Annotated in this window: 10 protein-coding genes; 4 read left to right on the top strand and 6 right to left on the bottom strand. The window is 58.7% G+C overall.

Annotated elements, in window-relative coordinates; genetic code table 11:
• Positions 1 to 71: 71 nt before the first annotated feature.
• From H6979_01350 to H6979_01340, 3 genes are read right to left on the bottom strand one after another with little or no spacing between them, the layout of a single operon-like run.
• The gene (locus tag H6979_01350) at positions 72 to 3,218 is read right to left on the bottom strand and encodes an efflux RND transporter permease subunit (protein ID MCP5138492.1); all 3,147 of its coding nucleotides are present in this window, start codon (positions 3,216 to 3,218) and stop codon (positions 72 to 74) included.
• A gap of 5 nt (positions 3,219 to 3,223) precedes the next feature.
• Positions 3,224 to 4,591 (bottom strand): efflux RND transporter periplasmic adaptor subunit, encoded by a 1,368-nt coding sequence (locus H6979_01345; GenBank protein ID MCP5138491.1) that lies wholly within the window; start codon positions 4,589 to 4,591, stop codon positions 3,224 to 3,226.
• Between the two features lie 17 nt (positions 4,592 to 4,608).
• Positions 4,609 to 5,841, bottom strand: a complete 1,233-nt coding sequence (locus H6979_01340; GenBank protein ID MCP5138490.1) for a TolC family protein — start codon at positions 5,839 to 5,841, stop codon at positions 4,609 to 4,611.
• Positions 5,842 to 6,201: 360 nt separating this feature from the next.
• Here H6979_01340 and H6979_01335 point away from each other — a divergent pair, with 360 nt between their 5' ends.
• The 4 genes from H6979_01335 (at position 6,202) to H6979_01320 (ending at position 10,479) form a co-directional block, all read left to right on the top strand.
• Positions 6,202 to 6,927 carry a response regulator transcription factor gene (locus H6979_01335; GenBank protein MCP5138489.1) on the top strand — a complete coding sequence of 242 codons (726 nt, stop codon included), beginning with the start codon at positions 6,202 to 6,204 and terminating at the stop codon, positions 6,925 to 6,927.
• 3 nt (positions 6,928 to 6,930) lie between these two features.
• Entirely contained in the window at positions 6,931 to 8,424 is a 1,494-nt protein-coding gene (locus H6979_01330) for a HAMP domain-containing histidine kinase (GenBank protein ID MCP5138488.1), read from the top strand.
• Positions 8,425 to 8,552: 128 nt separating this feature from the next.
• Positions 8,553 to 9,824, top strand: coding sequence for a hypothetical protein (locus H6979_01325; protein MCP5138487.1), 1,272 nt, complete (start codon positions 8,553 to 8,555; stop codon positions 9,822 to 9,824).
• 13 nt (positions 9,825 to 9,837) lie between these two features.
• Positions 9,838 to 10,479 (top strand): cytochrome c, encoded by a 642-nt coding sequence (locus tag H6979_01320; protein ID MCP5138486.1) that lies wholly within the window; start codon positions 9,838 to 9,840, stop codon positions 10,477 to 10,479.
• A gap of 16 nt (positions 10,480 to 10,495) precedes the next feature.
• On the opposite strand, the gene H6979_01315 is transcribed toward H6979_01320, so the two are convergent.
• The 3 genes from H6979_01315 to H6979_01305 form a co-directional block, all read right to left on the bottom strand.
• Complete coding sequence (locus tag H6979_01315; GenBank protein ID MCP5138485.1) at positions 10,496 to 11,434, bottom strand: hypothetical protein; 939 nt, start codon at positions 11,432 to 11,434, stop codon at positions 10,496 to 10,498.
• Positions 11,435 to 11,490: 56 nt separating this feature from the next.
• Positions 11,491 to 12,054 (bottom strand): glutathione S-transferase family protein, encoded by a 564-nt coding sequence (locus tag H6979_01310; protein ID MCP5138484.1) that lies wholly within the window; start codon positions 12,052 to 12,054, stop codon positions 11,491 to 11,493.
• Between the two features lie 97 nt (positions 12,055 to 12,151).
• Complete coding sequence (locus H6979_01305) at positions 12,152 to 12,589, bottom strand: DUF411 domain-containing protein (protein MCP5138483.1); 438 nt, start codon at positions 12,587 to 12,589, stop codon at positions 12,152 to 12,154.
• Positions 12,590 to 12,639 lie beyond the last annotated feature (50 nt).

Raw genomic sequence — 12,639 nt, 5'->3', positions numbered from 1 at the left:
ATCGCCATGATCAGCTCCAGGTACCATTGTGGAGCGCACTCCGCCATCGCTACCGATGGAAGCAGACGTCTTCACGACGGCGTAGATGACGCATCCCTGATTTCCGGCTCCCGCCGCAATTGCCACGCTCGCCAGATCGCGTAAACAATCGGCAGGATCACCAAGGCGAGGACCGTTGCCGATACCATCCCGCCCACCATTGGTGCAGCGATGCGCTTCATGACGCGCGACCCGGTCTCATCACTCCACATGATCGGCAGCAGGCCGGCAATCACCGCAGTCGCTGTCATCACGATTGGTCGAACCCGCTCACCCGCTCCCGCCATGATGGCATCGTAGAGATCCTCCGCACTCAAGCGGGAAACCTGCGCTCGCCTGACCTCGAATGCATGATCAAGGTAGACGATCATCACCACGCCGATCTCTGTCGCGACGCCCGCGAGTGCGATGAAGCCCACCATCACGGCTACGCTCATGTTGTAGCCAAGCAACCACATGAACCAGATTCCACCGACCACCGCGAACGGTAGCGTGAGCATCACGATGCAGACCTTGGTTACGCTATGGAAGGTGATGTATAGCAGCAGGAATATGATCAACAGCGTGATCGGAACGACTACCCTGAGCCGGCTTTCCGCTTCCTGCATGTATTGGTACTGGCCGCTCCACTGCACCGTATATCCCGCAGGCAAGCTCAGGCCTGACGCCACTGCCTGCTTTGCACGGGCCACATACGTGCCAACGTCCTGATCGGCATTGATGTCCACGTAGATCCAGGCTTGCGGCTGTGCGCCCTCCGTCTTTATCGCCGGCGGCCCCATACGCGGAAAGATGTCCGCCACCTGGCCCAATGGCACCTGCACACCGGTGGGCGTTGCCAGCAACACGCGGCGTAGTGCTTCCGGGCTCTGGCGAAGATCGCGCGCGTAGCGCAGGTTCACCGGATAGCGCTCCAGCCCCTCGACGGTCGTAGTGACATTCATGCCACCGATGGCGGACTGGATCACGTCGAGTACGTCCTGCACCGTCAAACCATAACGGGCCGCCTCAAGCCGCTTGACCACGAAGGACATGTAGTAGCCGCCCGCAACCCGTTCGGCATACACGCTGCGCGTGCCAGGAATGTCACGGACCAGAGGTTCAACCTGCTTTCCCAGTTCCTCCAAAACGCCCAGATCCGGTCCGGTAAGCTTTATGCCCACGGGCGTCTTGATCCCCGTGGATAGCATGTCGATGCGTGTCTTGATCGGCATGGTCCACGCATTGGTAACGCCCGGAAATCGAATCAGCCCATCCAGTTCTTCGGTCAGGCGCTCCATCGTCATCCCGGGCCGCCATTCCCCCTCCGGCTTGAGGATGATCGTTGTTTCCATCATGGACAATGGTGCCGGATCCAGCGGGGTCCGCGCACGGCCAATCTTGGCGAGCGCATGTTTGACTTCAGGCACGGTCATGATCAACTGATTGGTCTGCTGTGCGACAGCTTGCGCCTCGGTAATGGAGACACCCGGCAGCAACGAAGGCATATAGAGAAGATCGCCCTCATTGAGCGGCGGGATAAACTCCGCACCGAGTTGCTTGTAGGGAACCACTGTCGCCACTAGCAGAACCAGGGCAGCTCCAAGAACCACCCAACGCAGCCGCAACGCTCCACGAAGTATCGGGCGATACGCCCAGCTCAGAAACCGGTTGATCGGGTTCCGCCCCTCAGGCGGGATACGGCCGCGGATGAGGTGTCCCATCAACACAGGGACCACCGTAATCGCCAGGACTGCCGCCGCTGCCATGGCGTAAGTCTTCGTAAAGGCGAGCGGTGAAAACATGCGGCCTGACTGACCTGTCAGTGCAAAAACCGGGAAAAATGAAACCGCAATAATCATGAGTGAGCTGAACAACGCCGGCCCGACCTCCCTGGTCGAATCCAGAATGATTTCCCAGTGCGGCTTCCGGCCTTGATCACGCTCCATGTGTTTATGGGTGTTCTCGATCATCACGATCGCGCCATCGACCATGGCACCGATCGCAATGGCAATCCCACCGAGTGACATGATGTTCGCCCCGAGACCCTGAAAATACATGATGGCCATGGCGGCCAGGATTCCGACCGGTAACGTGAAAATGGCCACAAATGCGGAGCGCAGATGCAACAGAAACACAAGGCAGACCGCCGCAACAATCAGGCTTTCTTCAAGAAGCTTCATCTGCAGCATTGACTGGGCGCGGTTGATCAGCGCCGAACGGTCGTAAACAGGTACTATCTCGACGCCGTCTGGAAGTCCGGGTTTGAGCAATTCGATCCTTTTCTTGACACGGTCAATCACAGCGAGGGCGTTGTTGCCGTAGCGCATTTCGATGATGCCGATCACCGCATCGCCGTCACCATCAAGTTGAACAGCACCCCGGCGGATATCAGGCCCAAGCGTCACGTCGGCAATATCACGCACCAGGACGGGAGTACCGTCATCGCCTGTTCCGACCGGAACCTGCTCGATATCCCGTACTTGCTCGATATAGCCGATACCCTCGACCATATACTCAGCCTCGGCATACTCGATGACGCGGCCACCCACGTCATTGTTGCTACGCCGGATCGCCTGCATGACCGTGCCGAGCGGCAGGTGGTAGGCAAGTAACTTGTTGGGATCAACCGTGACCTGATACTGCTTGACGAATCCCCCCGCAGTTGCCACGTTGGCAACTCCGGGAACGGTCTGCAGTTGATAGCGCACGAACCAGTCCTGAATACTCCGCAGCTGCGACAGATCGTGCTTGCCAGTGCGGTCAACCACGGCATACTCGAAAACCCAGCCTACAGGTGTCGCATCGGGGCCGAGAACCGGCGTGACTTCAGGGGGCAACTGGTTCTGCACGAAGCTCAGGTACTCAAGGACCCGGCTACGCGCCCAGTAAATATCAGTGCCATCCTCGAAGATGACGTAGACGAAAGAGAGCCCGAAAAAAGAGTAGCCCCGCACGACCTTTGCCTTGGCGACAGCAAGCATTGTGGTCGTCAGCGGATAGGTAACCTGGTCTTCCACTATCTGCGGGGGTTGTCCGGGCCACTCGGTGAATATGATGACCTGGACATCACTCACATCGGGAAGCGCGTCGAGCGGGATATTTCGAAAGGCATAAATACCGGCGCCGATAACCGCTGCGGTAGCCAGCAATACCAGCAGCTGATTACGCACTGATGCCTCGATAATGCGTTTCAGCATGGCCGCTACTCGTGGACGTGCCCGGAATGCGCCGGTGCGGCCCCGGCATCAGCAGGTGCCGGGGGCGACATTTCACCTTCCGGCATTTTGACAGCCTCTGCTGGCTCGGCAGCCGGTGCCCCGCCAATCATCTTGCGAACCGCAGACTGCAGGTTGCTCTCGGAGTTGATCAGGAACTGGGCCGAGGTGACGACACGATCACCCGCTGCCAGGCCCGCACGCACCTCAAATTCATCCCCGGTCTGTACACCGAGCTGAATCTCACGAGGCTCGAAGCGCCCGCCATCGAGGGCCACGATGGCGGTGTCCCGTTGCCCGCCGCGAATCACTGCCTGGATTGGTACCGCGAGCCCCTCACGGGCTACTTCGCTATGGAGCGTGACATTTGCCCACATATCAGGTTTGAGATCGAAATCCGGCGTATTGGAAAACTGCATACGCACCTCGATGGTGCGGGTTTTCTGGTCCAGGTAGGGATACACATACGCGACCCTGCCCCGATAAGTGGCCCCGGGTTGATAGGCCAAGGCCATCTCGGCCTCCTGACCAACGTGCAACCACGGTGCCTCATACTCGTAAACGTTCGCATAGACCCACACTGTGGCAATGTCTGCGATTGCATAAACAGTCTGACCAGGCTGCAGAAATCCGCCTTCCGGGATATTGCGCTCGACGACAATCCCGCTGAATGGTGCGTACACCACCATCGTGCGCGTAATCTCACCACGCTCGCGCAACGCCTTTATCTGCTGGTCCGTCACATTCCAGTAGCGCAATCGCATCTCGACAGAACGGACGAGATCGACGCCACCTGCAACGGCGTCCGGCAATGTGCTTTCCTCAAGGCGCTCCCGGTACCGGAGCGCCACCAGGTACTCCTCCTGGGTAGCCACCAGTTCGGGGCTGTAGATTTCCAGCAATGGCTCGCCCCGCCGCACGACCTGGCCTGCAAAATTGATGTACTGGGCCTCAATCCAGCCGCCGATTTTCGGCGCGATGCGACGCACTTTCGTCTCGTCATAGCCGACACGCCCCACGGTACGGATGTCGCGGGTCAGTTGCTTCAACTGCACCACTTCAGTGGTGACACCGATGTTCTGAATCGTCGCCGGATCAATGCGCACGCTCCCCGGCGGGCCATCATCCAGCTCTCCTTCATAGACGGGCACGAGATCCATGCCCATCCCATCCTTTCCGGCGCTTTTTGCGACAAAGGTTGGGTCCATGGAAGATTTCCAGTAGAGAATCTTGCGCCCGCTGGCCTCGGGCGCAGGCTCTCCGGCGCCGGAGCCGGAACCAGCCGGAGGCTTTGCACAGGCCGACAACAGTGCCGCCAGCAGAGCCGACGCGACCAGCATGAGACCTCGATTCATAAAACGTACACCTGGATCTATGGCCTTGAGTTTGAGAGCGGTTGCCCGATGGCTCGCTCAAGGTCGGCGAGCGCCTGCTGATAGTCACGCACTGCCCGATCGCGCTGGAGGCGGACCTGCTCAAGAGACCGCAAGCTGTCAATCACCGTCAGGAAGTCCACCACCCCGGCCTGATAGCCGGATTGCGCTGCTGCGATACGTTCAGTGGTCTGGGGAATAAGGGTTCCACGGTAAATCTCCTCGGTCCGGGCAGCGACCACAACGCGCTCGTACTGCCGCTGTACCTGGTCAAACACCTGATTCCTGAGATCACGTTGGTGGAACTCTTCTCGTCGCACCTGGGCTTGCGTATCGCGAACCTCGGCACCGATCCGGTTCGCCCACAGCGGGACTGAAAAGCCCAGCTTCACCATCCAGATATCGTTGCCATCACGCGCGAAGGCTGGATTTGTACCGCCCCGCACATCAATCCACTGTACGCCGAGCTTGAAATCAGGCAGATAACCCAACCGCGCCAGACGTTCGGACTGATGACTCGCATCAACGACGTGGGTCTGGGAAAGCAGCTCGGGCCGGTTTGCATCGGCTATATCAACAAGGCGGGCGAGCGAAATCTTGAGCGGCTTCGCATCCAGATCAGTGGGCGGACCCAGCGGTGCCCGGGGTGCGCGGTCGAGCAGTGCATTCAGGGCGCCGATCGCCGTCTCGACGTCCCCCAGGTAGACGACACGCTCAGCCGCAAGGCGGCTCAGCTGTTCCTGCGCAAGGATCACGTCCTGCTGCGCGGCTTTGCCGACCCGATACCTGGCCTGAGCTACTTCAGCAAACTGGCGGGTCAGGTCGGTTGTATCGTTATTGATTTCGAGCGAGCGCTTGGCCAGGTTGTAGTCGGCGTACCGCGCCCGCACCTGGCGAGTAATTTCCTGGATTGCCGCTTCGAGCAACTGGTAGTTTGCCTCAGAGCGTGACTCCGCAATCTTGCTACGAAGTCCGAGCTTCCCCGGAAACGGAATTGCCTGGGATATTTCCACACTGTTCCCCTGGGGACCGGCCCGTGTCTCGGCCATATCGCCGGTATCCGGAATCAGCGTCACCGTCGGGTTCTCGTACCAGCTCTGGGCCCTGATTCTTTCTTTTGATGCCTCCCACTCGGAACGTACGGCACCAATATTGGGGTTGTTCTCGACTGCGAACGGCACCAGTACTTCCAGGGAAAGTGGTGCGAGAAGATCTGCCTCCGTCACGGTCACTATGCGCTCTGGCGCCACCTGCTCATCAGTAGAAGGTTGCGCTACCGCGTTGACGCCAGCGAGCATGAGCGCCACCCAAGCCAAAGCACAGCCCAAGGACCCACTTGTAACCCGCTTATGCCTGCCACCTGCCATCGATTTCCCTCTAGATGCGCTGCACCGAAACTTGTCCGAAGCCGGGAGGATATTGCTGCCGTTTGCTACACATTGCACGTAGATCACACACGTAGCGAAGAACCTACCGATATTCAGCGGAGAAGTTGTCTCAAAACAATCTCGATCCGCCTGCGGTACGGGTAAGTCCTGACAACCAGTCAGTAACCTATACTGAATACCAGCAATATAGGGCGACGACGGCTAATGAGTTCCATGAAACGACGGGTATTAATCATCGAGGATGAACAGGACCTCGCATTGCTCATCAAGCGGCATCTGGAGGGCAGTGGCTTCGAGGTGCAGACGGTATCGAGGGGCGATGATGGCCTGCGGGCAGCGGAGACTGCGGCTTTTGACCTGATCTTGCTGGACCTGATGTTGCCAGGAATGGACGGCATCGAAGTCTGCCGGCGTCTGCGCGACCAGAAGATCGCCACACCGATCATGATGGTGACGGCACGGACGACCGAGGTCGACAAGGTGCTCGGGCTGGATATGGGCGCTGACGACTACATCGCCAAGCCCTTTGGCATCGCCGAACTGACAGCGCGGGTCAAGGCAATTCTTCGGCGAATAGAAGGCATGGAGACAGCCCATGCAACAGGCACCGGTTCAATTCAGATCGGTGATGCGGTATGCATCAATCCATCATCCCGACAGGTGATGGTACGCGGCAAGGCTGTCAGCCTGACGCCCAAGGAGTTTGACCTCATGGTGCATTTCGCGCGGAACCCCGGGCGGGTCTATACACGCTCACAACTGCTCGATACCGTATGGGGCTATCGTCACGACGGTTATGAACATGCCGTCAACTGTCACATCAACCGGTTACGGGAAAAAATAGAGCGGGATCAGACCCGCCCTGAGCTGCTCCTGACCGTCTGGGGTGTCGGCTACAAGCTTGCCGAATCGCTTCCACCCGAGAGTTAAGCGATGTTCCGAACACTCTATCGCCGGCTGCTGGTCGTCATCCTGGCCTTCGGGATAGCAATGACTGCGGTCTTCGCCACAGTGCTCTTTGTTTCTCACGAAGCCTATCATTCCGAGGCTGATCAGATCGCCAATCGGCGACTTGCCCGGCATTATGCCAATGCACGACTGCTCATCAGTGATGAGCCACTGACTGCCGATAATTTTCACAAGGGCATCAGAAAACTTGCGGAACTCAACCCGGATGTCGACCTGTACCTCGTTGATGCGGACGGCTTGCTGATTGCCTCATCGGTACCAACGGTGCAATGGGTGCGCACACGGGTTGATGTCGCTCCGATTGACGCTTTTCTCGGCAATACGGTCCCCCTGCCTATTCTTGGCGATAACCCGCGATTCATCGACAGCAAGGAAATATTCTCCGCTGCGCCGGTGACAATTCTGGATTGCCCGGCACGCTATCTTTACGTGATCCTGCGTCGAAATCGCATCAACGACACTGTCCTGAAACTGCGCAGGACATACACCATCAACGAAAGCCTGGGCCTGCTTGTCTCATGCAGCGTACTGGCCATCCTGGCCACGCTCGTTTTGGTTCGCTCGATTACCCGGCGTCTCAGCACCCTCAAGGCGGAGATGGAGCGCTTTCACGCCGCGACGATCCCTGATGGTACCGGCTCCACCATGCCGACCAACTCGAAAGGTGACGAGATTGAACGCCTGGCAGACCTGTTTGAAAATCTGTCCAGTCATGTGCAGAGCCAGATGGAAAGCCTGCGCGACACCGACAACATGCGCCGCAATATGGTCGCGAATATTTCCCACGACCTGCGCACACCATTGACGACACTGCAAGCTCACCTGGACACTTTGGCCCTGAAAGATATTGATTTGTCACCCGATGAGCGAGACCTGTATCTCGCCACGGCGATCAATCAATCACGCCGCCTCACCCGCCTGGTCAATCAACTGCTCGAGCTTGCCAAACTCGATGCCGGTCAGGTCGCACTGCAAAGAGAGCCGTTTCAGCTGGCCGAGCTCTTGCAGGATATCGCCCAGGAACTGTCGCTCAGCTGCTCGGCAAAGGACATCCTTCTTCGCGCCGAATACTCAAGCACTTTGCCCCGGGTAGTCGGTGATATCGGCCTGATCGAACGCGCAATCGACAACCTGGTGGAGAATTCCATCCGGCATACCCCTGCGGGCGGCAAAGTAACGCTGCGCGCAACCGCGCAATCACCGGATCGTGTACGGGTGGATGTCGAGGACTCAGGGACGGGCATCCTGCCCGATGAACAGGCGAACATTTTTGATCGCTTCTATCGCGGTGACCCGAGCCGTTCGAGCGATTCCGCGCATGCCGGACTGGGTCTGGCAATTGTAAAAAGCATCCTTGATCTTCATGGCGTAACGATTGCCGTCTACAGCAGACCCGGCATCGGTACACGGTTCAGTTTTGAGCTCCCGATACACGCCCCGGATCCCGGCCTCTTCTGATTCGCAGCCGTCACAACTTTCGGTCACCGAGACGGTACCGAGATATATCCAAGACGTTTCCGCGATGAACCACAAAAAAAAGCCCGGCATTATCAAATGCAGACGGGGGTACACCAATGAAGAAGACCATCCATATCGCCATACTCTGCGCCGCATCAGCAGTTCTTGGGCCAGGTTGGTTACCGACGGCACTGGCCGCAGATCCCACGGTGGAAGCGCTGGAAACTCGGGTAAAGGAACTGGAAGCATCGATCGCCGAGCTTCGCGGCGAACTTGGCCGTCTGGCCGAACAGAATTCGAGCAAAGCGGCTGCCATGAAGGAAGAACGCGGCCAGATCAGCGAAGAATCCGCAACGGTGGCCCGTGCAGAGGCTGCCAGCATTGCAGCTGAATGGCAGAACGCAACATCAGCCTTCCACCTGTCTGGATACGGTGCAGCCTCCTACGTCGACCAGGAAGGTGCGAACGGCGAATTCGGCGGTGTCACCTTCAACCCGATCCTTCACTTCCAGTATCGCAACCAGATTCTCTGGGAGTCCGAACTGGAACTGGAGATTGACCAGGATGGCGCAACGGATGTGACACTTGAATACAGCACCATCGATTGGTTGATCAATGATCATGTCACCCTGCTGGCCGGCAAATTCCTGAGCCCTCTTGGCCAGTTCCGGCAAAACCTTCATCCGGCATGGATTAACAAGCTGCCCTCCGCACCACCGGGGTTCGGACATGACGGCGCAGCACCTGCGGCCGACGTGGGCGTTCAGCTCCGTGGTGGACTGCCGCTCCCCCGAGCAGCGCATCTGAATTACGCGGTTTATGTTGGCAACGGACCGCAACTGGAGGCCGATGGGGGCGAGATCCACGGCATCGTCAGTGAAGGATTTACGCGGAATGCAGATGATCCTGTCGTCGGTGGGCGGTTGGGCTTCCTGCCAATGCCGAATCTCGAGATCGGCGTCTCCGGTGCCGTTGGCAAGGCGACACTGACAACGGCGGATGGTGTCGCAATCGAGGACGGGGACGAGCCCGCAAGGGACTACGGGGCACTCGGCGCAGATCTTGTTTACCGGTGGAAAGACCTTGAGGGTCGCGGTGAACTGATACGTCAGAAGGTCGACGACGCACCCGGCAGTCTTGCTGAAGAAGGCGGCACCTGGCGCGCCTGGTATCTGCAACTCGCATACCGACTCGGGTCCCGGCCATGGGAAGGCATAGTCCGATATTCGGATTTCAATTCGCCGCACCCGGAACAGCGGCAGGATCAGTGGATGATCGGCTTCGAATATCTGATTGCATCCAATGCGATGGTCAAGCTGGGTTATGAGTTCAATGACGGCCTCTCGCAGACAGAAACCGACGCTAACCGTTGGTTACTTCAACTTGCCTACGGCTACTGAAACGGGGGTTCCCATGACCGGAATACAAAAACCACAGACATCGCACCGGGTAGCCGCCACAGTCATCGCAGCAGCCTGTCTGCTGAATTTTTACACGGTGTCCGCAGCCGATGGCCCGGAAGGGGACGTTTCCCGCGGCGCTGTCGCCTGGGCTCAGCAATGCCAACGCTGCCACAACATGCGGGACCCCATGGAGTTTCGTGACGATCAGTGGCGCGTCATCATGGCGCACATGCGGGTACGAGGCGGCCTTGATGGGCAACAGGCGCGGGACATTCTTGCCTTCCTTCAGGCCAGCAACGGCGGCTACTGGGACGGCGCAGGAGCGCCCGCCTATACGCCGGCCGTACAAACGCAGGCCACTGGGCAAGACACTACCCAGAAGGCAAGGACGGGAAAGGCTGTTTTCGAACGCAGCTGTATTGCCTGCCATGGCCAGGACGGACGCGGCACGTTGCCCGGTGTGCCCGACTTCACCACCGCTGGTGGCCCGCTGACCAAACCCGATCAGGCCTTACAACGTAGCATTCTCGACGGTATTCGAAATCCGAAGTCTCCGGTCGCCATGCCGCCCAAAGGCGGCGATCCCACTTTGAGCACAGCAGATGCTTCAACCGTGCTGGCGTACCTGCGAATGACCTTTGGCCATGAGTGATGACATCCTGCTGGCCTCATCCCCGGAACACGGCCAGCCCTGCCAAAGACCGGAAAGGAGCCGTGAATCCCGTGTCCATCTGCTGCAGGAGCTTTTCTTCCTTCAGGTCGATGCGTGCGGCGACACCGGTCCAGACATTGGCCGCCAGCGCATAGCGCTCGTCCACATCCGGCGCCACCTGGGCCCAGCCATAGCCAGGCAGTTCGATGTGCTGGAGCATCTTTCCTTCCTCATCGTAGATGGCGAGGCCCGTCGCATCCGTACACAGCAGTCTGCCATCGGCCAGGTAGGCCGGGGCGATAAACCAGCGACGGTCGCTGCGATCAAAGGGGTCGGCATCCAGATAGGCCGCGAGGTCCGGCATCTGGCGGTCGTTGCGAATGTCATAGCGCATTAGCCGGCGCGATGTTTCCGTGGTGTAGGTGATGAACTCGCCGGACGGGTGCATCGCCGAGTGGGTGACACCCTTGAAGCGGGTGGGTTCCGGCGCGTTTTCCACGCGGAAACTTTTCATCGGCTTCAGGTCCGGGCTGTACTGGTAGATACGCCCGTCGCCCAGCGTACCGTTGGCCAGCAGCTTGGCACTCGTGCCCTTCCAGATTTCGGTACCGATGAGGTACTCGCCGAAGTAGTGGTTGCCATCCTGATCCCAGTTCACGCTGCCGAAGGAACGTCCTGAATCCCAGGGTGCCAGCTCCTTCCCGTCAGGCGTCGCGCGCACGGTAATGTGGTCGTGGCAGTCGAAGCCCCAGAGCGTGCCATCAGGCGCAATCTTGCAGCCGACGATGAAATAGCGCGTACCGGTGGTGTACCAGGTGCCCTTCATCACCCAGTTCCGGTCAAACTGGATGATCCGGCCCTCGCCGCGATGATCGTCGTTGGGGTCGTTGAGGTAAGTATTGCCGAGGAAAATATCGCCGGTCGCGAAAGGCTTCAGGGTCGAGGTTTTCTGCATCGGGGAATCTCCGGGCTCTGTCTGCTTGCTGATGAATGTCAGTGTCTCGCTGAACCTCAGTTCTCCGTGACCCGGAACCCCTGCAACGCCGTCATGCGCTCAATCCAGGCCGATACATTCGGGGTCGCGGCGTAGTCGAGTTGACGGCCGAGCTTGGTGATCAGGTAGGCGACGATGGCGAAGTCAACGACCGAAAGACTGCCGAGAATGAACTCGTGGCCAGCCAGTTGCTGGTCGAGGATCTTGAGCAGCGGGGTCAGCGTCGACAGGTCTTTGACTTCCACAGTCTTCAGTGCACCCATCGCCGGCATCAGGTGACAGCTTTGCCAGTGCAGCCAGCGATCGGCATCGGCGCGGCCCCGGGGATCCGTGGGCAACGCCCGGGTTTCCGGGAATTTCGTGGCGAGGTAAGTCAGGATGGCATTGGACTCCCACAGCTTGAAGTCACCATCCACAAGTGCAGGGACTTTCGCCATGGGATTGATTGCGAGGTATTCCGGCCTCTGGGTTTCCTTGTCCTTGAAGCTCACATGGTGAATAGCAATATCGAGATCAAAATGCCGGACGAAGGCCTCGACCTTTCGGTTATTAGGGGTAATCGTAAACGTGTAAAGGCGCACGAACGGCCTCCTTGTTGGCGACAGCTAGATTTGACAGCTGCGCCATCCTCAACCCTGCCACTATGGGAAGGTCAAGTGAATATGGCGTCTGGACCGATCAATGGCGCGCGTAGGTAGCGGTGCGGCCATCGTCACTCACCAGTAGCACCTCATAGGGAACCTTGAGCATGCTATCCATCCCCGGTGCGCTCTGTGGCATTCCGGGCGAAACCAGGCCCTTGGCATGCGGCTTTTCGGCAAGCATGCGTTTGATGTCGGCAGCCGGGACATGGCCCTCAACCAGATAGCCGCTTACCTCAGCGGTGTGGCACGACCCCATCGCCGGCGGCACACCCAGACGTACCTTTTGCGGTGTGAGGTCTTCCGTATCATGCACAACGACCGGAAAGCCGTTGACCTGCATGTGCTCAATCCATTTCCCGCAACACATGCAAGATGGGCTCTTGTATACCGTTACCGTCGGCAATGGCGGCGCCGCCCAGACCATCGGCACAAGCATCGCCAGAAAAACAGCCAATCGGATGGACGCATTCATATGCGGCTCCCTTCTTGAAAAACCAGCATCAGTTACTCGACAAACACTAG

The organism is Chromatiales bacterium (assembly GCA_024234935.1).
Classification (GTDB): Bacteria; Pseudomonadota; Gammaproteobacteria; order Steroidobacterales.
This window is presented reverse-complemented; position numbering and strand designations above follow the sequence as displayed.